This window comes from Streptomyces sp. NPDC055140, assembly GCF_053607285.1.
This window is the reverse complement of the sequence record NZ_JBSGTG010000011.1, coordinates 29,295-51,938: the sequence shown is the minus strand read 5'-3', so window position 1 is coordinate 51,938 and position 22,644 is coordinate 29,295. Positions and strand designations below refer to the sequence as shown.

Genomic DNA, 22,644 nt, shown 5'->3' with positions numbered 1-22,644 from the left:
CCGGTTCCCGCGGGCGTCAGCGCGGCGCGGTCACGACGGGAAGGCTGGTCATCCCGGCGATGAAGACCGACTTCAGGTGCTGCGGCGGCCCGGCGGGTTCGACGGACCGGAACCCGGCGAGGAACTCCTCGAACAGGATCCGGAAGGTGACGCGGGCGAGCGTGGCGCCCAGGCAGTAGTGCGGGCCGTGCCCGAAGGCGATGTGCCGGTTGTCGGCGCGCAGCACGTCGAACCGGTACGGGTCGGTGAACACGCTCTCGTCGCGGTTGGCCGAGCCGATCCACACGGCGACGGCCTCGCCCGCGGGCACCCGCCCCCCGCTGAGTTCGGTGTCCTCGACCGCGTACCGCAGGAAGCTGCTCGCCGGGGACGTCCAGCGCAGCCCCTCCTCCACCAGGCCGGAAATCAGCGCGGCGTCGTCGGCGACCTTGCGCAGCTGGTCCTCGTGCTCGGAGAGGGCGAGCAGCGTGCCCGAGACGGTGTGCGGTGTCGTGGCGTTGGCACCCAGGAGGAGGCTGTAGCAGTTGTAGATGACCTCCGCGTCGCTCAGCTTCGCGCCGCCGGCGTCCATGGTCATCAGGTGGCCGACGAGGTTCTCGCCCGGCCCCTCGGAGCGACGTGTGCGCAGCGTCTGCGCGAAGTACTCGAAGAGCTGGTGGTGCGCGATGGCCAGCGTCGCCGCCCCGCTGGTACCGACGCGGAAGGTCTCGTCCTCCGGCGCCGCCGCCATCGCGGTCCACCGCACCAGGTCGTCCCAGTCGGACTCCGGTACGCCCATCAGCGCGCCGGCCACGGTCATCGGCAGGTCGTAGGCGCGCCGCGCCACGTCCCAGACGCCGCCGTCACGCGCGGGGGCGAGGAAGTGGGTGACGGCCTGCCGGATCCTGTCCTCCCAGTCGGCGAGCGCGCGGGCGGTGAGCTTCCCGTTGAGGGGACGGCGCAGTTCGCCGTGGCGCGGCGGGTCGGTGGAGACCAGCATCTGGCCGGCGGAGGTGTCGTCGTGGCCGAGCTGGGTGAGGATGCTGCCGCGTTCGGAGGTGAAGGCACGGTGGTCGCCGAGGACGCGACAGGCGTCCGCGTAACGGGTGACCGATGTGAACGCGCGCCCGTCGGGCAGCACTTGGCGGTGCAGCGGCGCATCGGTCCGCATGCGCGCCCACACGGCATGGAGGTCACCGTCCGCGTGGAACCCGGGGTCGAAGAGATCGGCCTTCGTGAGGTCCGCGGCCGGGACGGGAACACATCCGGCGGTGATCCTCACGCGGCGTCCCGCGCCTTCTCGACGGCCGCGGCGAGGCCCGCCGGGGTCGGGTCGAGGTAGAAGGCGACCGGGGATATCTCCACGCCGTACTCGCGCTGGAGGTCCGCGGTGATGCGGACGCCGATCAGGGAGTGGCCGCCGAGTTCGAAGAAGTCGTCGTCGGCGCCGACGCCGTCGATGCCGAGGCGGTCGCTCCACAGGCGGGCGACGGCCGTCTCGGTCCCGGGCGCCGGTTCCCGGTAAGCCGCCGCGAGTTCGGGCCTGCCGGGCGACCGCTCGGCGGTGAGCGCGGCGCGGTCGACCTTCCCGTTCGGCGTCAGGGGCAGCGCGTCGACGATCCTGACCCGGGACGGGATCGTGTACTCCGGCAGCACGTCGGCGAGGCGCCTGCGCAGGTCGAGGGTGGACAGCTCGTCGCCGGGACGGCCCGTGACGAATGCGACGAGGATCTTGCCGCCGGCCGGCTGCGTCTGGGCCACGACGGCCGCCTCGGCCACACCGGGCAGGGCCGCGAGGGCGGACTCTACCTCGCCGGGTTCGATGCGGAAGCCGCGGATCTTCACCTGCTGGTCGGCGCGTCCGTGGTACTCGAGGACGCCGTCGGGGCGCCTGCGCACCAGGTCGCCGGTGCGGTACATCCGGGCGCCCGGCCGGGTCGCGTACGGGTCTGGCAGGAAGCGCTCGGCGGTCAGCTCCGGACTGCCGAGGTAGCCGTGGGCCAGTCCCTCGCCCGTCGCGAAGAGCTCGCCGGTCTCCCCGTCGGGGACGGGACGCAGGTCCGCGTCGAGCACGTGGACGCCGGTTCCGCGGATCGGCCGGCCGATCGGCACGGCTCCCGTCACTGGCCCGGTGATGATGTGGCAGCAGGTGAAGGTGGTGTTCTCGGTGGGGCCGTAGCCGTTGACGAGTGTGGTGCCGGGCAGCGCGGCGACGGCGCGGTTCACGTGCGGCGGCGACAGGACGTCCCCTCCGGCGAGGAGGACGCGCAGCCCGCACAGGTCGTCGAGGCCGGACTCGACGACCTGCTGGAAGAGGCCGGCGGTCAGCCAGAGCACGGTCGCGCCCGAGTGCCGTACCAGCTTGGTGAGTTCACTGACGGACAGGTCGCGGTCGGGGGCGAGGTCCAGGCGCGCGCCGTTGAGGAGCGGCGCCCAGATCTCCAGGGTGGACGCGTCGAAGGCCATCGGCGCGTACTGCAGGAACACGTCGTCGGCGGTGGTGGCGAGGAAGTCGGCGCCGAGCACGAGGCGCGACACGGCGCGGTGCGGGACGCAGACGCCCTTCGGCGCGCCGGTCGATCCCGAGGTGTAGGCGAGGTACGCGGAGTCGGCGGGGGTCACGCCGGAATCGGCGGGCGCCAGCGCGGGCAGCTCCGCTTCGAGCGGCAGGGGCGTGCACCCGGGAGACAACTCCCCTGATGCGCCGGGCGCGGTGAGGACGAACCGGGCGCCCGCGTCCTCGAGGATCAGCCGGCGCCGCTCCGGCGGATAGCGGCGTTCGAGCGCGAGATAGGCGGCGCCCGCCTTGAGGATGCCGAGCAGGCCCACGACGGCGGCGACGGAGCGCCCGGCGTCCAGGGCGACGACGTCGCCGACGGCCACCCCGAGGTCCTGGAGGTGCCGGGCGAGACGGTCGGAGCGGTCGTCCAGTTCGCCGTAGGTCAGTTCGCCGTCGTCACCGCGGACCGCGGTCCTGTCGGGCGTCCGGCGGGCCTGCCGGGCGAAGGTCGCCCCGATCGGCAGGGAGTGCGAAGGGTACGGCGCGTCCACGGACCAGCCTCCATGCCCGGGGGTCGCCCGGACCTCGTCGGATGACGGCGCCTGGGTGGGCGCCGGGGAGTTCGAGGATCTGTCGGCCGACGCTGCTCCGGCCGCCGTCACGCATCATCACCATGAGCCCTACTGGTCCGCTGCTGCCGCGGACTCGGCCGGCCGTCGCCGCCGGGGCCGTTGCCGGTGGCGAAGCGATAGCTGAGTGATAGCGGGGTCACCTACGATCCACGGGCTGGGTCCGGGCAGAGGTCCGGGCCCGTTCACAAGGGAAAGCGGGAACACGTGCGTAGGACCACCACGTTCACCCTGGCAGCACTCGTCGCAGCGGCCGTCCTGCCCCTCACCCTGGGCCTGGGGGCGGCCACCGACGACACTCCGTGGCCCGGCCCACAGGCCGGCACCACCGCTGCCGCGCACAGCACCGTCACACCGTTCGACACTCCGTGGCCTGGCCCGGGCTCCAACTCGGCCGAGGGCGCCGCCTAGTACTCCGCAGGCCCTAGGGCCTGTCCGGCAGACCGTCGCCCCGGGGCCGGCCCGGGCCGGCGGTGTTCGTCGGACCGGCCGGTCCACCGGTGCGGCAGACGACACTGCCGTGGTCGCCGAGGAGCATCCGGTCCTCAATGGCGACCTCCAACTGAGCGAGTTCCAGGCGCGCTTCGGCCGCGCCGACCCGGTCCATGATCCGCTCGCGGATCGCGATGGCCTCACGCAGCCGGCCCTGGGCGACCCCGGTGCGGCCGAGCCGGGCGTTGACCAGTCCGAGACGGTGCAGGATGCGCGACTCCCCCGCCATGTCCCGGCGCTCGCGGACCTGCCGCAGGATGCCCGTGAGGATCTCCTCGGCCTCCGTGTAGCGGCCCTGGCGCTGGCGCAGCACGCTGAGCACGTAGCGGACCTGCACCTCCACCCGCTGACTGCCGGTGGCACGGCAGATCGTCAAGGCCTCGGAGAGATGGGCGCCAGCGGCGTCGAAGTTGTCGCGGTCGATCTCCATGCTCGCCATGTGCACGAGGACGCTAGCGGCGCCGACCGAGTCACCGGCCGAGCGGAACTCCTCGAGCGCGGGCCGGTACTGCGCGAGGGCCGCCTCGTTGTTGCCCCGCCGCTGGTCGAGCAGGGCGAGGTTGCGCCGGGTCATGGCCTGCCCGTGCACGTCGCCGAGTTCGGCGAAGACGTCGCGGGCCACGCCGAGCCGCTGCCCGGCCGCGGTCAGCTGCGAGCGGCTGATGTGCAGGGAGCCCAGCGAGCACATGAGGGCGCCGTACCCGCGCCGCGCCCCCGCCTCGCGCACGCAGTCGAGGGCCCACAGATGGGTCTGCTCCCAGTCCTCGAAGTAGCAGCGGGCCTCGAAGAGCGAGACGAGGCTGACTGCCAGGTCCCAGCAGGCCTCGGCCTCACCGGCGTCGGCCGCGAGCCGGATCGCCGCGCAGGCGTTGGCGCGCTCGGACTCCAGCCAGCCGAGCGGATCGGCGAGCACCCGGTCGAAGTACCCGGCGGGGAACCGCAGGCGCGGCGCCGTGCCGTGCAGGACCGTGAAGTGGCCGCCGTAGATGCGGCGATGGGCCTCCTCCACCGCGGCCAGCCAGCCGCCGACGACGCGGGCGACCGCCGCGCGCTGCCCCTCGGGCCCCTCGTTCCGGTCCAGCTCCTCGCGGGCGAACAGGCGTATGAGCCCGTTGAGTTTGTAGCGGGGCGACCCCGTCGGGTCGGTCCCCTCGACGTGCAGGATCTGCGCGTCGACGAGGAGCTCCAGCAGGTCGGCGGCGCGGGGCAGGCCCGTGTCGAGCAGGGCGGCGGCCGTCCAGGCCGGGATCGACGTGCCGTCGAGGAGGCTGAGGAGCCGCAGCAGACGGCGCGCCTCCTCGTCGAGCCCGTTGTACATCAGGGCGAGGCTGGTCCTGATCGCCAGGTCGCCGTGCGCCAGTTCGTCCAGGGTGCGGTGCTGGTCGGAGAGTCGCTCCACCATCCAGGCGAGGGACCAGTGCGGGCGGGCGGCGAGGCGGGCGGCGACGATCCGCAGTGCCAGCGGCAGCCGCCCGACCATGTGCCCGAGGGTCTCCGCCGCGGCCGCCTCGTCGCGGACGCGCTGTGCCCCGATGACCCCTTCGAGCATTTCGAGGACCTCGGCGTTCTCGAACACGTCGACGTTGAACGCGCGGGCCCCGGCGAGCCCGGTGATCCGCGGGCCTCCCGTGATCAGTACGGCGCAACTGGCGCTGCCGGGCAGCAGCATGCGCAGCTGGCGTTCGCTGCGAACGTTGTCAAGGACGACGAGGACCCGCCGGTCGGCGAGCAGATGCCGGAACATCTCCGCGCGCTCGTCCACGTCGTCCGGCAGCGCGGCGCCGGGCACCCCGAGAGCGCGCAGGAAGCGGCCGAGTACGGCGGCGGGGGTCAGCGGCTGGGCGCGGGTGCCGCCGACGTCGCAGTACAGCTGGCCGTGCGGGAAGCGGGCGGCGACACGGTGGGCGACGTGGACGGCGAGGGTGCTCTTGCCCGCGCCCGGCGGCCCGGTCAGCGTCACGATGCGGGTGGCCTGGTTGCCGTCGTCGCGCAGGGCCTGGTCGATCCCCTCGATCAGGGCGGCCCGACCGGTGAACCCGGCCGTGTCGGAAGGCAGTTGGAACGGCACGAGCGGCGAGACGGACACCGGCGCCCCGGGGTCGGCGACGCGCTCGGGTCCGGGTGCGGCCCCGGGCTCCGCCTCCCGCGGCGCGGTGACGGGCTCGGGGGCGGGGTGCAGCGCCGCCTCACCCGACAGGACGGCGAGTTCCAGCCGCTTGAGTTCGTCGCTCGGTTCGAGGCCGAGCTCCTCGATCGCGAGGAGACGTCCGGCGCGGTACGTCTCCAGTGCCTCCGCCTGCCGGCCGGAGCGGTAGAGGGCCAGCATCAGCTGGCCGCGCACGCGTTCGCGCAGCGGGTGCTCGGCGACGAGCGCGCGCAGCGAGCCCACCAGCCGGCCCGCCCGCCCCGACTCCAACTCGAGGTCCGTGTATGTCTCCAGGGCGACCAGCCGGTTTTCGTCGAGCTCGGACGCCTTCGACAGCAATTTGCTGCTGACAACTCCACTCAGGGCACGTCCGCGCCACAGGCCGAGCGCTTCGTCGAGCAATTCGGCGGCACCCGAGGCCCCTTCGGCAATCAGGGAGTTGGCCTCGGAGACTTTCTTAGCGAAAACTTGACTGTCGATCTGCTGATCGCCGACCTGGATCACATATCCGGGATCCCTGGTCACGATCGCGTCGCCTTCACCGATTTCCCCGAGAGCGCTGCGCAGCGAAGAGATGCAGGCCTGTATCTGGGTACGCGCCGTGGATGGCGGAAAATCGCCCCACACGGCCGTGATCAGGCTCTCCGCGCTCACGACACGGTTGGCCTCCAGGAGCAGCATGCCCAGGATCACCTGCTGCCTGCCACGCGCGATGCGGCATTCCCGCAGATCGCCGCCGATGACTTCGAGTGGGCCGAGAATTCGGTAACTCGCTGTTGTTTCTGCTGTCACGACGGCTCCCCCTGAGGAGTGGACCGGACACGGGCGTCCCATCCGCCCCCGCCGGCCACCGAATCGATGTGACTATACAGCGATGATCTCGAGTTGCGAGTCTCCACCAGTGCGCTCGACACCTGGTCAGGCCATTACTTGAGCACCCTCACCTGGTCCTCACGTGAACTTTGGCAGGGCGGTTCAATTACGTTCAACCAACCGTTCCGTAATGTCACTTGAAGACCGAACAGTTCAGTACGTCCCGTGCGGCGGCGGATACCCGTACCCCGCGACGGGGGCGGGCGCGGGCGGGGCCGCGTGGGCCTCGCGGTCGTAGAACGGGCGGGCGTTGGCGCGCAGCCACATGGCGACGGGGTCGTGCTCGTCGGACATCGCGACCGTGGAGACGGGCAGCCCGTCGGGCACGGCGACGACCGACTGCTGCATCATCGCGCGCACCGCGTCCACGGACACCGGCGACGTGTCGTACACATCGAGGCCGATCGCCAGATAGGGCGCGCCGAGCGTCGGCTGGACCCAGGCGCGGCGCAGCGAGCGGATCGCGGTGGTGCGGTGCGCGTTCTGCGTCAGCAGGGCGTAGAACTGGGGGATTTCGATGGCGGGGTCGCTCAGCCGCAGGGGCCCGGCGGGCTGGCGGTCGAGGCCGCCCGCGATCCGGCGCAGGTCGAGCCACGGGATGCCGACGCCGCCGCCGGGCGCGTGCGGGTTGAGCCAGAGGCCGTAGTGGTCGGGGTAGAGCGTGCGGGCCGCGTCGACCCCGCTGACGACCTCGTACGCACGGCTCCAGCCGGAGGCGGACAACTCCTGGGCCGAGGTGACGCAGGGGGCGTACGCGGTGCCGTCGACGTCCATGTTCCCGTACTGCGCGTCGGGGGATCCGGCCTGGCCGTGCCAGAGCAGCATCCACACCTGGCCGGCGCCGGGGTCCGCGAGCGCGTTGAGCAGCGCCTCGTAGGCGTCGTAACGCCCCGGCGTCACCTGGCGCAGCATGTGCTCGACCTGACCGGCCGCGGCCGTGCCCGACGCACTCACCCGTAACCGCCCCTTCGCGACGTACCCGACGATTTCGACCCGCTCCCCGCGGCGGGACCGCCCAGACAGGTCATGAAACCAGCTTAAGCGGCGATCCTGACACCGACTTGACGTACGCGCGGTCGACCGCTTTCCCGTGTCCTCCCGAACGGGGACCGGCGCCGGGCTTTCAGTGACCCTGCGTGTAGAACGGCCGCAGCGTGGCGCGCATCCAGTCACCGACCGGGTCCTGGGTGATGTCGAGCAGGACGAGGTTCACCGGCCAGGGCGCCTGGACCCGGCCCAGAGCGCGGCCCAGGGCGTCCATGGGCAGGTTGCGCGCGGGGCCCTCCCACTGCGACAGCTCGACACCGACGAAGAGGACGGGGTCGCCGCCCTCGACGCTGGCGAGGCAGCGGCGGGCGGTGAGGACGACGCCGGACGCCTCGAACTCCTCGCGCACGGCGGCCAGGAAGTCGACCGGGTCGTTCTGCCAGTCGGGCTCGTAGAGGCTGACCCGGCCGCCCGAGGCGGGCCCGTCCAGCGGCGTACGGCCGGACCTGCACAGCTCGGCGACGGCGGGCGGGGGCAGCGGGACGCCGACGGCGCCGTCGGGGTTCACCGCGATGCCGACCTGCGGGGGCAGCCCGCGCGCGAACTCGACGGCCGGCGCGACCGTGCAGCCCATCCGGTCGCCGACGACCGCGAGGAACTGCTCCTCCGAGCTGAAGACGGGCACATAGGCCTGGCCCTCGATCTCCAGCGTCGGCAGGTCGAGGTTCGGGCTGCCGGGCCCGCCGCCCTGGGGCAGCGGTATCCACACCTGACTGCGTCCGAGGACCTCGACGATCCGGCCGCCCGCCGAGTCGACCCCGAGGGAGGCGGCGAGCACCTCCTCCAGCTCGTTGGCCGGCCACCCGCCGTACGGATGTGCATGTGCCTGCGCCGGAATGTCCATGTGCCTACCACCCGCTCTGGAACCGCTCTGTCTGCGGCCGAACCCTAGCGCGTACGGGTGACACGACACCCTCCGTATCGGCACACTCACAGGCGGTCGCGGGACGTCAGCCGCCCTCGAACGCGATCCCGTTCAGCACATCCGTCGCGTCCCGGTCGAGCAGCACCGCGGACGCGCAGCCCCACGGCAGGTCACCGCGCTCGGCCGACTCCACGAGACCCGTGACCGCGCGGCGGTGCCGGGCGAACGCGTAGCGCGAGACCCCGCGACCACGGTCCCGCTGGCCCGCCAGCGCCGTGTCCGCGTCGACGTCGAGCAGCATCAGATGCAGGTCCGCGCCGCGCCGCCCGGCCTCCCTGGCCAGCCAGCGCCGCACCCAGGCCTGCGTGCCGCAGTCGTGCAGGACGACGCTGCCTCCCGAGCGCAGGGCCCGCCGCAGCCCGGCGAAGTGCGCGAGCCGCACGAGCGGGCGGTACACGCCGTACGGGAGGAGCCGGGGCAGCCGGGCCGCCCAGCGGTCACGGGCGTCCTGCGAGTCGATGCGCACGGCTCCCCCGGCGCCGACCGCGCGACGCATCAGCGTGGACTTGCCGCTGCCCGGGAGCCCCGAGACCACGATCAGGTCACCCCGCGCGAAGCCGAGGCGCCTCGGCGTGCGGCCGCCTCTGCCGCGCAGGTCCCTGACGACCGGACCGCGCCCCGTCACCGACCTCGGGCGGGGCATCGCACGCTGTCCGACCCCTGCCGCCACGTACGCGCCCGCCGCTGCCTTGTGCACCGTGATCGTCCTCCCCGTTCCGGTCACGCCACCCTTGCCCGTCAAGTGTAAAGAGACGGTAATGCCGTACAAGTGGTTTCCCCGTACGGTCGGCATGCAATGATGTGCGCGCCAAGAGCACAACCAACTGCATACCGGCCGCTTGAATCCGCGCGGGAGAGCTCCCCGGACGCCTACGTGTCCCAGGGAGCGCCGAAGGAGCAAGTTCCTCCCTTGAATCTCTCAGGCCCCGTACCGCGCGGGCGAGGCATATCTGAAAAGCGGGCGGCCCTCGGCCGCTCCACCCAAGGTGCAAGCCGCGACCACCTGTACGTGTGGCGCCGGCGAACCTCTCAGGTTCCGATGACAGATGGGGAGGAAGACCATCGCCCTCGTCTGTCATGCCTGGGATCCTGGAGCACCACTCATGAGCAACACCCCCCGTAAGACCGCCCTCGACGCCCTGCACCGCTCGCTGGGCGCGACGATGACCGACTTCGCGGGCTGGGACATGCCGCTTCGGTACGGCAGCGAGCGCGACGAGCACATCGCGGTCCGCACCAAGGCGGGCCTCTTCGACCTGTCGCACATGGGCGAGATCACCGTCACCGGGCCGCAGGCCGTCGACCTCCTCGACTACGCCCTCGTCGGCAACATGTCCACGATCGGCCCCGGCCGCGCCCGCTACACGATGATCTGCCGGGAGGACGGTGGGATCGTCGACGACCTGATCGTCTACCGCCTGGGCGAGCAGGAGGCCGGTCTTCCTCAGTACCTGGTCGTCGCCAACGCGGGCAACGCGCAGATCGTCCTCGACGCGCTCACCGAGCGCGCCGAGGGCTTCGACGCCGAGGTCCGCGACGACCGCGACGCCTACGCGCTGATCGCCGTCCAGGGCCCCGAGTCCCCCGGCATCCTGAAGTCCCTCACGGACGCCGACCTGGACGGCCTCAAGTACTACGCGGGTCTGCCCGGCACCGTCGCCGGCGTCCCGGCCCTCATCGCCCGCACCGGCTACACCGGCGAGGACGGCTTCGAGCTGTTCGTCGCCCCGGAGCACGCCGAGAAGCTGTGGCAGGCGCTGACCGACGCGGGCGCGCCGGTCGGGCTCGTCCCCGCCGGTCTCTCCTGCCGCGACACGCTCCGCCTGGAGGCCGGCATGCCGCTGTACGGGCACGAGCTGACGACGGCGCTGACGCCGTTCGACGCCGGTCTCGGCCGCGTCGTGAAGTTCGAGAAGACGGGCAACGAGGGCCGCTTCGTGGGCCGCGAGGCGCTCGAGGCCGCCGCCGAGCGCGCCGAGACCGCCCCGCCGCGCAAGCTCGTCGGCCTGATCGCCGAGGGCCGCCGCGTGCCGCGCGCCGGGATGTCCGTGGTCGTCGGCGGCCAGGTGATCGGCGAGGTCACCTCGGGCGCCCCCTCCCCCACGCTCGGCAAGCCGATCGCCATCGCCTACGTGGACGCGGCGCACGCCGCCCCCGGCACCGAGGGCGTCGGCGTGGACATCCGTGGCGCCCACGAGCCGTACGAGGTCGTGGCGCTGCCGTTCTACAAGCGCCAGAAGTAGCCCGACCAGTCCTCACGGGGGCCGCCGGAAGTAACCCAGCGCACACCCCTCTCGTTCCGCAGCACCCATTCGCGTACAGGAGAATTCAGATCATGAGCAACCCCCAGCAGCTGCGCTACAGCAAGGAGCACGAGTGGCTGTCGGGCGCCGAGGACGGCGTCTCGACGGTCGGCATCACCGAGTTCGCGGCCAACGCGCTCGGCGATGTCGTCTACGCCCAGCTCCCCGAGGTCGGTGACACGGTGACCGCGGGCGAGACCTGCGGCGAACTCGAGTCGACCAAGTCCGTCAGCGACCTGTACTCCCCGGTCACCGGCGAGGTCGTCGAGGCGAACCAGGACGTCGTGGAGGACCCGGCGCTGGTGAACTCCGCCCCGTTCGAGGGCGGCTGGCTGTTCAAGGTCCGCATCTCGGATGAGCCGAAGGACCTGCTCTCCGCGGACGAGTACGACGCGTTCTCCGGCTCCGGCAACTAGGGACACCACGACCATGTCGCTCATGAACACCCCCCTGCACGAGCTCGACCCGGACGTCGCCGCCGCGGTCGACGCCGAGCTGCACCGTCAGCAGTCCACCCTCGAGATGATCGCGTCGGAGAACTTCGCTCCGGTCGCGGTCATGGAGGCGCAGGGCTCGGTCCTGACCAACAAGTACGCCGAGGGCTACCCCGGCCGGCGCTACTACGGCGGCTGCGAGCACGTCGACGTCACCGAGCAGATCGCCATCGACCGGGTCAAGGACCTCTTCGGCGCCGAGTACGCCAACGTCCAGCCCCACTCCGGCGCCTCCGCCAACCAGGCCGCCCTCTTCGCGCTCGCCAAGCCCGGCGACACCATCCTGGGCCTGGACCTCGCCCACGGCGGCCACCTCACCCACGGCATGCGCCTGAACTTCTCCGGCAAGCAGTTCGACGTCGTGGCCTACCACGTCGACGAGGCCGGCCTGGTGGACATGGCCGAGGTCGAGCGCCTCGCCAAGGAGCACCGCCCCAAGGTCATCATCGCGGGCTGGTCCGCCTACCCGCGTCAGCTGGACTTCGCCGCGTTCCGCCGCATCGCGGACGAGACCGGCGCCTTCCTGTGGGTCGACATGGCCCACTTCGCCGGCCTCGTCGCGGCCGGGCTGCACCCCAACCCGGTCGAGTACGCCGACGTGGTCACCTCCACCACGCACAAGACCCTCGGCGGGCCGCGCGGCGGGATCATCCTCGCGAAGAAGGACTTCGCGAAGAAGCTGAACTCCTCCGTCTTCCCCGGCTTCCAGGGCGGCCCCCTGGAGCACGTGATCGCCGCCAAGGCCGTCTCCTTCAAGGTCGCCGCGAGCGAGGACTTCAAGGAGCGCCAGCAGCGCACCATCGAGGGCGCCCAGATCCTCGCCGCCCGTCTGACCTCGGACGACGCGCGCGCCGCGGGCGTGAACGTGCTGTCCGGCGGCACGGATGTGCACCTGGTCCTGGTCGACCTGCGCGAGTCCGAGCTCGACGGTCAGCAGGCCGAGGACCGTCTCCACGAGGTCGGCATCACCGTCAACCGCAATGCGGTCCCGAACGACCCGCGCCCGCCGATGGTCACCTCGGGCCTGCGGATCGGCACCCCGGCGCTGGCCACCCGCGGCTTCCAGGCCGAGGACTTCACCGAGGTCGCCGACATCATCGCCGAAGCGCTGAAGGCGCCCGCTCCCTTCGGGGGCACTGACGCGGCGTCCCTCAAGGCCCGCGTCACCGCCCTCGCCGGCAAGTACCCCCTGTACCCCGGCCTGAAGTAGTTTCGTACGCATTTGTACGTATGAAATTTCGGGGCACCGCGCACACTGGACAGTGAGAGCGGTGCCCCGCCCCATGCACCGCCCTCCGTATCAGCTTGCGCACCACCCGGCGGACAACGGCGTCCGCCGAAACCCCACCTAGGAGTTCCCCCGTGGCCATCTCGGTCTTCGACCTGTTCTCGATCGGCATCGGCCCGTCCAGCTCCCACACGGTCGGCCCGATGCGGGCGGCCCGCATGTTCGCTCGCCGCCTGAAGAACGAGGGCCTGCTCGCCCACACCGCCTCGATACGGGCGGAGCTCTACGGCTCCCTCGGCGCCACCGGACACGGCCACGGCACCCCCAAGGCGGTCCTGCTGGGTCTGGAGGGCGACTCCCCCCGCACGGTCGACGTGGAGAAGGCCGACGACCGCGTAGAGGCGATCAAGACCTCCGGGAAGATCAGCCTGCTCGGCGTCCACGAGATCCCGTTCAGCTTCGACGACGATCTGGTCCTGCACCGCCGCAAGGCACTGCCGTACCACGCCAACGGCATGACGATCTTCGCCTACGACCACGAGGGCGCGCTCGTCCTGGAGAAGACGTACTACTCGGTGGGCGGCGGCTTCGTCGTCGACGAGTCCGTGCTCGCGCAGGAGGGGGCGGCCGGCGAGAACCCGATCGTGCCCGACGACACGGTCCTCAAGTACCCCTTCCGCACCGGCGACGACCTGCTCCGCCTCGCCCAGGAGACCGGCCTGTCCATCTCCGCGCTGATGCTGGAGAACGAGAAGGCCTGGCGCACCGAGGACGAGATCCGCTCCGGCCTCCTCGACATCTGGCGCGTCATGCAGGCCTGCGTCTCGCGCGGCATGTCCCGCGAGGGCATCCTGCCCGGCGGCCTCAAGGTCCGCCGCCGCGCCGCGAACTCGGCCCGCCAGCTGCGCGCCGAGGGCGACCCGATGGCCCGCGCCATGGAGTGGATCACCCTCTACGCGATGGCCGTCAACGAGGAGAACGCCGCGGGCGGCCGCGTCGTGACCGCGCCCACCAACGGCGCCGCGGGCATCATCCCCGCGGTCCTGCACTACTACATCAACTTCGTGCCCGGCGCCGATGAGGAAGGCGTCGTCCGCTTCATGCTCTCCGCGGGCGCCATCGGCATGCTCTTCAAGGAGAACGCCTCCATCTCCGGCGCCGAGGTCGGCTGCCAGGGCGAGGTCGGCTCCGCCTGCTCGATGGCCGCGGGTGCCCTCGCCGAGGTCCTCGGCGGAACCCCCGAGCAGGTCGAGAACGCCGCCGAGATCGGCATGGAGCACAACCTCGGCCTGACCTGCGACCCCGTCGGTGGCCTCGTCCAGATCCCCTGCATCGAGCGCAACGGCATGGCCGCCGTGAAGGCCGTCACCGCGGCCCGCATGGCCATGCGCGGCGACGGCAGCCACAAGGTCTCCCTCGACAAGGTCATCAAGACCATGAAGGAGACCGGCGCCGACATGTCCGTCAAGTACAAGGAGACGGCCCGCGGCGGGCTCGCGGTGAACATCATCGAGTGCTGATGATCAGCAGGCGCTGAGGGCGGCGGCGGTCACAGGGTCGCCGTCGCGCCCTCCCCCGCCCCGCTCCCCGCGAGCCACTGGTCCCAGCTCAGGTTGAAGGCCGCGTAGCCGTTGTCGGCCGGAGCCTTGGCGCGCGGCGAGCCCGTGATCGTGACGGGGTCGCCCTGCTTGACCTGACCGTAGAACCACTTGGCGTCGGCCAGCGACAGGTGGACGCAGCCGTGCGAGCCACGGGCGGAGCCGCTGCCCGGGTTCGGGTCACCGGTCGAGTAGTGGACGTACGTGCCGGACTGGGTGAGGTGGACGTCCCAGGGCAGCGTCAGGTCGTAGTAGTTGGCGCTGCCCTTGTTGCAGCTGATGCCGACGCTGCAGGAGGTCATGTGGACCTTCTCCTGCTTGTCGATGACGGCCATCGTGCCGTTCCAGGTCGGGTACTCGGCGCTGCCCGCGTTGATCGACAGCGTGCGCACGGCCTGGCCGTTCTTGCTGACCTTCATGGTGTGACCGGTGACGGAGACGTCGGCCCGGACGTCGTCGCCCACCGTGAAGGTGTGCGTGTAACCGTGCACGCCGTAGCGGCCGTTGCCGTTGCTGACGCCCTTCATGTCGGCGTCGATCTTCACCTTCGTACCGGAGGGCCAGTACGTCTTCGGGCGCCAGTCCGCGCGCTTGTCGCCGAACCAGTGCCAGGCACCGGCCACCGGCTGCGAGGTGCTGACCTTCAGGTGCTTCTCGACGGAGGCGCGCGCCTTGGCGGCCACCGGATTGGTGAAGACCACCGAAATCGGCATCGCCACACCGACCTTGGCGTCGTTCAGCGGAGTGATCGTCTCCAGGAGCATCGGCGGACCCTTGGGCTTCGCCGGTGTGGGCGAGGCGCTCGCGCCCGGCTTCCCCGCCGCCTTCCCGTCGTCCCCGCCCGCTTTCTTGTCGCCACTGCCGCCGCCGCAGGCGCTCGCGCCCACCAGCACCGCGACCGTCACGAGCGCGATCCCTATTCCGCCCTTGCGCCGTCCCACGACCTGCCCCACTCTCCGAGTCACCCCATGCCCCCCAACGGGCCCAACTCCCTGTCAGACATCGACACGGCTCCGGCAGTTGCACGAAGCCGTGTAAAGCGTGTTCCAAGACTGCGGCCATCGAAACGTCCTGGTGCGGCGCCGCACCGTCCAGCGGATCAACGTGCGGAAAGAGGTACCCCGACGGGACCGGATCGGGGACGATGGATGTTCGACCTCGTCGCCCCACCGACCGGGAGGCCAGCATGCTGCGCGGTATCGACGTCAGCTCGTACCAGTCCACCTTCGACACGGAGGGTCAGTCGTTCGTCTTCATCAAGGCGACGGAGGGGCGTTCGTACGTCAATCCGCGGCTCACGGCGCAGACGAAACTGGCCCGCGACGGCGGCTGCGTCGTCGGCTTCTACCACTTCCTGTGGCCGGGCAACCTCACGGCCCAGGCCGAGTACTTCGTGAGCAAGGCCCCGGAGAAGGCGGGGGACTTGCTCGCCGTGGACTGGGAGACGACCGGGGAGGGCACCCGCGCGAGCAACGCGGAGAAGGACCGCTTCATCCGCGAGGTGAAGCGCCTGCGCCCCCATCACCGGGTGCTGCTCTACACGAACCGCAACTTCTGGCTGACCGTCGACACGACGTCCTACGCCGGTGACGGGCTCTGGATCGCCGACTACACGACGGCCGGCAAACCGCGCATCAAGGCGGCCTGGAAGTTCCATCAGTACACGGACAGTCCGCTCGACAAGGACGTCGCCCAGTTCACCAGCAAGGGCGCGCTGCGGGACTGGGCCACCCCGTGACGCGCCCTCGCACCGGGTGACTCAGGCGCGCCACTCCGCCGTGCGTTCCGGGGACGCCTCCGCGAGGGCCTTGCGGACGGTGTCCGCGTCCGCCGCGAGGCCGTAGACGGGGGTGCCGGGCTGCTGGCGCCAGGACTCGTCGAGGCCGCCCGTGTCCACGGAGTCGAAGCCGATCCCGTCGAGCAGGTCGCGTACGACCGTCTTGGCCGCGTCGTCGTCGCCGGCGACGGGCAGGGCGATGCGCTCGGGGTCGCCCTTGGGGCGCGGCTTGTCGAGGAGTTCGTGGGCGTAGGTGCCGTTGAAGACCTTGACGACCGGGTGGCCGAGCTGGAGCTCGGTCCAGCGACTCTCGGGCATGCCCTCCTCGATGGCGGCGATCCGGCCGTCGCGCTGCTGCGGGTAGTAGTTGCCGGTGTCGATGACGGTGACGCCTTCCGGCGCGTCGTCGAGAAGGTCACCGGGCAGACCCGGGACGGCCTTCATGGGGACGGTGACCACGACGACGTCGGCGCCGCGGGCCGCCTCGGCGACGGTCACCGGCGTGGCACCCGTCTCCCCGGCGAGGTCGCGCAGGGTCTCGGGGCCGCGCGAGTTGGCCACGGACACGTCGTGGCCGGCCGCGGTGAAACGGCGGGTGAGATTGCCGCCGATGTTGCCGGCGCCGATGATGCCGATCTTCATGTGGAGCCCTTCTGGAGGAGCGTGCGGTACGCGCGTGGTCACGTACCTCCGGGCCGGCCGGGCTATGCCGGTCTCGCGCGGGTGCCACACGAACGGGGGCGCACCTGCCGAACCGGGCGGTGGTGGCGCGCTAGGAAATAGGGGGCGCCCACCGGGACTTCCGGTGGGCGCCCCCGCGAGGACGGTCGGGCCGGGCTACTCGCAGGTGCCCGCGAACGTCTCCCGGGTCACGACATCGGTCGCCGCGGCGCTCGTGTCCAGCCACACGGCGCGCCGGCCGTCACCGAGGGACGGGGCCAGCTGGGCGCCGGAGGAGCAGGAGACCCGGCTGAAGGCGCCGGTCCCCGCGACCACGTCGGCCGTGCCGGCGGCCAGGACCTTCACCTTCTCCGGGCCGCTCCAGCCACCGAGGCCGCTCCAGGCGTCGTACGTGGAGTACGCGAAGTAGTCGTCGGTGACGGAGAACTGGGCGAAGTAGGTGCCCGTCGGCAGGCGCAGCTTCGCCGCCTTGGTCAGGTCGTCGACGGGCGCGGACTGGAAGCCGGTGCTTCCGAACAGGCTGCTGTTCTCCCGCCAGAAGATGCGGTCCGCGGTGAGCTGGACATCACCGATGGAGTTGAAGATGAAGCCGCCGATCCGCTTGCTCTGGGTGGTGCCGGTGGCGATGTCGTAGAGGCGTACGTAGGTGTGGTCGGCGCCGCCGGCCCACGCGATCTGCCCGTGCTTCATCGCCAGTCGGCCCGCCTTGGTGCCGGCCTCGGGCGTCACGTTGACCGTGGTGCCGTCGGCCTTGCGGAGCATGACGTCCTGCTCGCCGTCGGCGGTGGTGCGGATGTAGGCGAGCGCGCCGTTCTCGGTGACCGGCTCGGTCTCGTCGGCGTCGGGGGTGTCGACCAGCTTCCTGATCGCGCCCTGGCCCTTGTCACCGGACTGGTAGATGCCGATGCCGTCGGCGGAGATCCGGGTGAAGACGACGCGCTCGTCGTCGAGGGACGGGTCCATCAGGTAGGCGTCCCGCTGCGCCAGCTCGTGCTGGTGATGCTTGCCGAAGCGGCCCACCGTGATGCCGAAGTCGGCGCCGCCCTCGCCCCAGGCGATCGCGTCGCCATGGCCGATGGCGTAGACGTCGCCGCTGATCTGTGCGGCCTGCTCGTCGATGCCGGCGTAGACCTCGTAGGCGGGCAGGACGTCGGCGCCGATGGTGGTGCCGTCGTGGGTGCCGGCCTTCTGCTCCCAGCCCTGCTCGATGCCGTGGTCGTCGAAGGCCTTGGCGATGACGGCGAGGTCGCCCCTGGAGACCTTCAGGGACTTCGCAGCGAGGGTGACCGCGTTGCGCATGTCGGTGAAGCCCGAGAGCGGGGTGAGGTAGTTCTGGGCCGCCCGGTAGGTGATCCGGTCGGCGAGGTCGGCACCGAGGCTCTTGCGCATGTCCCACAGCGCGCCACCGACGATGGTGGAGTTGGAGTGCACACCGCCGTTGTCGAAGTCGAGCGTCATGGGGTCGTAGTCGCTCTGCGCGTTGCGCCCGTCGTTGAGGTCGCGCAGGGCGCACTCGTCGAGCGGCTTGGTGCCGTTGCAGAGGTACTCGCCGATGAGGCCGGACGTCGGGTCGCTCATCGCGACGCCCTTGTCGGCGGTCTCCATGGCGTTGCCGAAGTAGTCGGATATCGCCTCGTTGAGGGCACCCGACTGGTTGAGGTAGACGAGCCCGGCGGAGTGTTCGGTGACGCCGTGCGTCATCTCGTGTCCGACGACGTCGAGACCCACGGAGAGCGGCACGCCGCCCATGTGGCCGTAGACCATCTTGTCGCCGTCCCAGAACGCGTTGGCGTAGTCCTTGCCGTTGGAGGCGACGTTGACGACGGAGTAGACGCTGCCGCCCTTGCCGTCGATGCCGTCACGGCCGAGCTTGTCCTTGTAGTACTCGTAGACCTTGGCGGCGTTGAGGTGGGCGTCGACCGCGCCCGACGACGTGTTGGCACCGTCGAAGCGGTCACCGGCGGACTTCACCAGCGGGATGTCGTCCGTGACGGGGCCTCCCGCGACGTCCGTGTAGCTCTTGCGCTGCGCGTCGTAGGTGCGGATCTGCCCGCCGGTCCGCGCGTACATGGCGCGCGTCGAGTCGACGAGCGTGTACGAGCCGTCGGCCTCCTTGTTGATGTCGAGCTTCGCCTCGCTGCCGTCGACGCGTATGCCCGTCCCTTCCGCGGGCGACGCGTCGGCGGCGTCGATGTTGTTGTACGAGAGCGCGATGCCGCCCACGCGCGCGTCGACGTACACCTCCTGGCGCACGGGGCTGCCGTCGGACCGGGCGCCGGTGACGGTGAAGTGCCAGGCCAGCTTGCCGCCGGCGGCGTCGGGCAGGACCGTCAGACCGTGCTGGGCGGTCTTCGCGCCCTCGACGCGGGACAGGTCACCGTCGAGCGTGAACATCCGCCGCTCGGCGGCCGCCTGCGACACCGTCGGCGTGGTGGAGACCGTGAGGTGGGTGTAGAGCGTGCCGGTCGCGGAGGTGACGCGCCGGCCGCCGTCGGCCGCCTCGCTCTGCACCGCGTACTCGGCGCCGAACACCGGTACGCCGTCGTGCTGCTGGCGGAAGCGGACGGAGGACTGTTTGCCGGACTTGGTGGTCCCGAGCGTCTTCAGATCGGAGACCGGAACCTTGTACGTACCCCTGTGGGCCTTCAGATGGGCGCGGGCGGCCTCGGCGGGCGTGCCCCCGCGCACCGCGTCGTCCAGGCCCTGTGTCATCGCGGGGGCGACCGGCACCGGGTCCGCCGCCGTGGTGGCCGGGGGCGCGGTGGTGTCGTCGTCCGCCCACGCCGGCGCGGCCAGCAGCGCCGATCCCGTGGCGGCGACGACCACACCGGTCGCCAGCATCCGCCGGATCCTCGTTCGTCTCACAGAGCCCTCCCCATCACACACCTGTAAGTGGGGCGCCTGCGCCCCACGCGGTTGACGGGGTCGATGCTTCGGTATGGCGGGTGCCGCGAACAGGGGATGGTGCTGGCGTGAACGTGCCGTGGCGCAAATGCGCCTCAGGAGGCTTGCGGTGGGACGGAGTTGGCGTTCTCCTCGTCGAGCCAGCCCGCGCGCGCCGCGTGCCAGCCGAGCTGGAAGCGGGTCACGGCGCCGACCTCGTCCATGAGGGCGTGCAGCCGCCGCTGCACGGTGCGGTGGCCCATGCCGAGCTGGCGGGCGATGGCCGCGTCGGTGAGGCCGGTGTGCAGCAGCCCGACGATCTGCCGGTCGGTGGCGTCGAGTTCACGTCCGCCGCCGTCACCCGGCCCCTCGGCGCCGTGCGCGCCCAGCCGCCGGCCCTTGGCGAAGTGCTGTTCGAAGAGCGACTGCAGGCCGGTGAGCAGGCCGCTGCGGTGCACGACGAGAGCGACGGGTTCGACCTCGTCACGCTCGGGGTCGAGCGGCAGCAGGGCAGCCCTTCGATCCACGAGAACCATCTTGATCGGCAGGTCCTCGACGACGGAGATCTGCTGGCCGTGCGCGACGACGTCGGCCAGGGTGCGCGCGGTGTCCGGCTGTTCGAGGCAGCCCCGCTCCACGACGGCGCGCAGGGTGACGCCGCGATCCATCGCCTCGCGCTCGGCCTCTTCGAGGTTGTCCTGGAAAGTGAGCACCTGGGGTACCGGCATCGCCGGCACGAAGGAGCACACCTCGTGGCGCGCCTGGCGCTGCATGGCGAGGAGCCTGCGCCGGATCGCGACCGTGCCGGAGAGCACCTCCACCGGCACGTACGACTGGGCGGAGCGGTGCCGTTCCGCCAGGTCGCCGACGAGCGACTCGACCCGGTGCAGCGCGGCACGGCGGGATTCGAGGAGCGGCCCGAGGGCGAGGACGGGTGGGGCGGCGCGGTAGCGGACGGTGCCGTCGCGGTGTTCGGCGCTGGCGAGTCCCCGTTCCACGAGGAGACCGAGGGCGCGGACGATGTCGTCCGGCGCGGCCCCCGGGCCGGCCAGTGCGGCCGGGTCGCTGTCGGGCCGGTCCACGAGAAGCCGGTAGACGGCGTCCTCCTCGGGGCCGAGTCCGAGGAGGGTGAGCAGCGACACGTCAGCGAGGCCCGGCACCTCGGGCGCCGGGCCTCGCGGACGTGGCTGGGGTCTCAGCGCTCAGGCCTTGTTCAGGTTCGCCCAGAACTCGTCGAACGAGAGGACCTTGTCCCCGTTGGCGTCCTGCCGGGCGATGAGCGCCTCGGCGACCGACTCGGTGACGTTGAAGTCGCCCATCTGAGCCATCGCGCTCTTGTACTCGGCCGCCGTGATGAAGCCGTCGCCGTCCGCGTCGAACCGCTGGAACGCCTTGCGTGCTTCCTCGATGTCCGCCACCGGGTCCACCCCTTCTTGCTGTAACACTGACGGAGGTCAGATTAACCGGCTGTACGAGCGCGCAGTGCGGCGACCACCCACGCGAACTCCTCGTTGTGCCGGGGCAGCGTCTCCAGGCCCCGCACCAGGGACACCAGGTCACGGAAGCGGGCCACGTCGTCGTTGGCCGCGGCCTCCATGCGCTCCAGTACGGCGGCCAGGTCGGCGCCGGCGCCGAGCAGCCCCCGCAGCACCTCCTCCGCCTCGGGCGACTCGGGCGCGACGCCGCGCTCCCGTGCCTCCCCGGCGAGCTGCACCAGGCGGCTCATGAACCACAGCGAGCTGCCCGGCGGCACGTCGGGCCCCCGGTCGGCGGCGTTGAACTCGATCATGCTGCGCATGTGCGCCCGGAAGTCCGGGTCCTGCATCAGCTCGGCCAGCTCCACCCACGCATCGACCTGCTCGGTCGTCGGGTCCTCCGGCAGGTCGGGAACCATGACCCGCATCCGGGTGCGGATGTCCGGGTCGGCGGCGTCCAGGCCGCCGAAGGTCTGCTCCATGAAGTCGTCGATGATGTGCTTGCGCTCGGCGGCGCTCAGCCGCGCCAGCTTGTTCATCAGGGCCATCTCCTCTGCGCTCGAGTTCCTCTTCGCGACGGTCGAAAGGACGGCCCGGTTCAGCCGCAGCGAGCGGATCTGCGCATCCAGTGCCGCCACGTGCGCGGCGGCCACGGACGCGATGTCCGACTCCCCGTCCACCACGCTGCGTACGTCGTCCAGGCCAAGGCCCAACTCCCGCAGGGTGCGGATGAGTTCGAGCCGGGCGAGGGACCGCGCGTCGTACAGGCGGTAGCCGCCCGAGCTGCGTCCGACGGGCGGCAGGGCGCCCACGTCGGACCAGTAGCGGATGGTGCGCACCGACAGGCCGGTGCGCCGGGACAGCTGCCCGATGGTGAGCAGCCGCGAGCCGTCGTCGATCATGTTGAGGAGTCTGGGCCTTCCAGTGGGTGGAGACTCAAGCGAGCCGAGGGGAACGCCATGCCGGGCACTGTGCGGAACATTCTGGACGCCGCGGCGCGAGGGGTCTTCCCCCCGCCGGACGGGGGCACGACGGTGGTGCCGCAGGCGGATCACCGGGACGCGGGCGTGCTGTCCTTCACCGCCCACTCGGTGGTGTTCACGGACGAGGACCCGGGGTGGGTGCACGAGACGTTGCGCGGCCTGGACTGCGATCCGCTGGCCGCGACGATGAATCCGCGGTTCCTCGGCGCGCTCATGGAGCGGACCGGGCGCCGTCATGACACGACGGACCTGCTCACGGTGGCTCCGGCACTGCCGGGCGGACCGCCGGTGGCCCTGAGAGAGATCGCGGACCCGGACCATCCGCGGGTGGTGCGGGCGCGGCTGCGCCGCGACGACGTGCGGATGTGGGCGGCGGACGGCGGGGTGCTGGTCCTCGGGCGCGGCGTCGCGGGCCGCTGGGAGACGGCGATCGAGGTCGACGAGGAGGCGCGCCACCGGGGCCTCGGCCGCCTCCTCGCGGTGTCCGCCCGGCATCTGGTCCCGGACGGCGGGCCGGTGTGGTCCCAGCAGTCCCCCGGGAACGCCCGCAGTGTGCGGGCGTTCCAGGCGGCCGGTTACCGTCCCGTCGGCGCGGAGGCGCTGTTCACCGCGCCCCGGTAGCGGAGAGGCC

The 22,644-nt window shown here is 71.5% G+C and carries 19 protein-coding genes and 2 riboswitches; of the genes, 7 read left to right on the top strand and 12 right to left on the bottom strand.

Annotated elements, in window-relative coordinates; genetic code table 11:
• Positions 1-16 precede the first annotated feature (16 nt).
• Entirely contained in the window at positions 17-1,261 is a 1,245-nt protein-coding gene (locus ACWFR4_RS21835; RefSeq protein WP_453654067.1) for a cytochrome P450, read from the bottom strand.
• Positions 1,258-3,030, bottom strand: a complete 1,773-nt coding sequence (locus tag ACWFR4_RS21830; protein WP_453654065.1) for an amino acid adenylation domain-containing protein — start codon at positions 3,028-3,030, stop codon at positions 1,258-1,260. Before ACWFR4_RS21830 ends, ACWFR4_RS21835 begins: the two co-directional genes overlap by 4 nt.
• A 285-nt stretch (positions 3,031-3,315) precedes the next feature.
• On the opposite strand from ACWFR4_RS21830, the gene ACWFR4_RS21825 reads away from it, so the two are divergent.
• Entirely contained in the window at positions 3,316-3,519 is a 204-nt protein-coding gene (locus tag ACWFR4_RS21825) for a hypothetical protein (protein WP_375987069.1), read from the top strand.
• A gap of 13 nt (positions 3,520-3,532) precedes the next feature.
• Here the strand turns inward: ACWFR4_RS21825 and ACWFR4_RS21820 are convergent, their stop codons facing one another.
• From ACWFR4_RS21820 to ACWFR4_RS21805, 4 genes are all read right to left on the bottom strand, one after another.
• Positions 3,533-6,538 (bottom strand): AfsR/SARP family transcriptional regulator, encoded by a 3,006-nt coding sequence (locus ACWFR4_RS21820; RefSeq protein WP_453654063.1) that lies wholly within the window; start codon positions 6,536-6,538, stop codon positions 3,533-3,535.
• Positions 6,539-6,772: 234 nt separating this feature from the next.
• Positions 6,773-7,573, bottom strand: a complete 801-nt coding sequence (locus tag ACWFR4_RS21815; protein WP_453465442.1) for an enhanced serine sensitivity protein SseB C-terminal domain-containing protein — start codon at positions 7,571-7,573, stop codon at positions 6,773-6,775.
• Between the two features lie 169 nt (positions 7,574-7,742).
• Complete coding sequence (locus ACWFR4_RS21810) at positions 7,743-8,510, bottom strand: enhanced serine sensitivity protein SseB (protein ID WP_453465444.1); 768 nt, start codon at positions 8,508-8,510, stop codon at positions 7,743-7,745.
• A 106-nt stretch (positions 8,511-8,616) separates the two neighbouring features.
• Complete coding sequence (locus ACWFR4_RS21805) at positions 8,617-9,234, bottom strand: AAA family ATPase (protein ID WP_453654199.1); 618 nt, start codon at positions 9,232-9,234, stop codon at positions 8,617-8,619.
• 197 nt (positions 9,235-9,431) lie between these two features.
• A riboswitch (glycine riboswitch) is annotated at positions 9,432-9,535 on the top strand.
• A riboswitch (glycine riboswitch) is annotated at positions 9,536-9,647 on the top strand.
• 47 nt (positions 9,648-9,694) lie between these two features.
• Here ACWFR4_RS21805 and gcvT point away from each other — a divergent pair.
• The 4 genes from gcvT (at position 9,695) to ACWFR4_RS21785 (ending at position 14,136) form a co-directional block, all read left to right on the top strand.
• Positions 9,695-10,834: a glycine cleavage system aminomethyltransferase GcvT gene (gcvT, locus tag ACWFR4_RS21800; protein WP_453465446.1), complete on the top strand. Its 1,140-nt coding sequence runs from the start codon at positions 9,695-9,697 to the stop codon at positions 10,832-10,834.
• Between the two features lie 92 nt (positions 10,835-10,926).
• Positions 10,927-11,310, top strand: a complete 384-nt coding sequence (gcvH, locus tag ACWFR4_RS21795; protein ID WP_453465448.1) for a glycine cleavage system protein GcvH — start codon at positions 10,927-10,929, stop codon at positions 11,308-11,310.
• 13 nt (positions 11,311-11,323) lie between these two features.
• Positions 11,324-12,598 carry a serine hydroxymethyltransferase gene (gene glyA / locus ACWFR4_RS21790; protein WP_453465450.1) on the top strand — a complete coding sequence of 425 codons (1,275 nt, stop codon included), beginning with the start codon at positions 11,324-11,326 and terminating at the stop codon, positions 12,596-12,598.
• Between the two features lie 152 nt (positions 12,599-12,750).
• Entirely contained in the window at positions 12,751-14,136 is a 1,386-nt protein-coding gene (locus ACWFR4_RS21785) for an L-serine ammonia-lyase (protein WP_453465452.1), read from the top strand.
• A 29-nt stretch (positions 14,137-14,165) separates the two neighbouring features.
• On the opposite strand, the gene ACWFR4_RS21780 is transcribed toward ACWFR4_RS21785, so the two are convergent.
• On the bottom strand, positions 14,166-15,167 hold the full coding sequence (locus ACWFR4_RS21780) for a L,D-transpeptidase (RefSeq protein WP_453654061.1): 1,002 nt from the start codon (positions 15,165-15,167) through the stop codon (positions 14,166-14,168).
• 233 nt (positions 15,168-15,400) lie between these two features.
• On the opposite strand from ACWFR4_RS21780, the gene ACWFR4_RS21775 reads away from it, so the two are divergent.
• Positions 15,401-15,952, top strand: a complete 552-nt coding sequence (locus ACWFR4_RS21775; protein WP_266559857.1) for a glycoside hydrolase family 25 protein — start codon at positions 15,401-15,403, stop codon at positions 15,950-15,952.
• A 21-nt stretch (positions 15,953-15,973) separates the two neighbouring features.
• Here ACWFR4_RS21775 and ACWFR4_RS21770 read toward each other — a convergent pair whose 3' ends face one another.
• The 5 genes from ACWFR4_RS21770 to ACWFR4_RS21750 all read right to left on the bottom strand — a co-directional run bounded on the left by ACWFR4_RS21770 (position 15,974) and on the right by ACWFR4_RS21750 (position 21,932).
• Positions 15,974-16,633, bottom strand: coding sequence for an NADPH-dependent F420 reductase (locus ACWFR4_RS21770; protein WP_453465456.1), 660 nt, complete (start codon positions 16,631-16,633; stop codon positions 15,974-15,976).
• A gap of 195 nt (positions 16,634-16,828) precedes the next feature.
• Positions 16,829-19,537, bottom strand: a complete 2,709-nt coding sequence (locus ACWFR4_RS21765; protein ID WP_453654059.1) for a M4 family metallopeptidase — start codon at positions 19,535-19,537, stop codon at positions 16,829-16,831.
• 134 nt (positions 19,538-19,671) lie between these two features.
• A complete protein-coding gene (locus ACWFR4_RS21760) occupies positions 19,672-20,697 on the bottom strand; it encodes a hypothetical protein (RefSeq protein WP_453462129.1) in 1,026 nt (341 codons plus the stop codon).
• A gap of 60 nt (positions 20,698-20,757) precedes the next feature.
• A complete protein-coding gene (locus tag ACWFR4_RS21755) occupies positions 20,758-20,973 on the bottom strand; it encodes an EF-hand domain-containing protein (protein ID WP_127831077.1) in 216 nt (71 codons plus the stop codon).
• Positions 20,974-21,014: 41 nt separating this feature from the next.
• Positions 21,015-21,932 (bottom strand): helix-turn-helix domain-containing protein, encoded by a 918-nt coding sequence (locus ACWFR4_RS21750; RefSeq protein WP_453654057.1) that lies wholly within the window; start codon positions 21,930-21,932, stop codon positions 21,015-21,017.
• A 57-nt stretch (positions 21,933-21,989) separates the two neighbouring features.
• On the opposite strand from ACWFR4_RS21750, the gene ACWFR4_RS21745 reads away from it, so the two are divergent.
• Positions 21,990-22,634, top strand: coding sequence for a GNAT family N-acetyltransferase (locus ACWFR4_RS21745; RefSeq protein WP_453462123.1), 645 nt, complete (start codon positions 21,990-21,992; stop codon positions 22,632-22,634).
• The last annotated feature ends 10 nt before the right edge of the window (positions 22,635-22,644 follow it).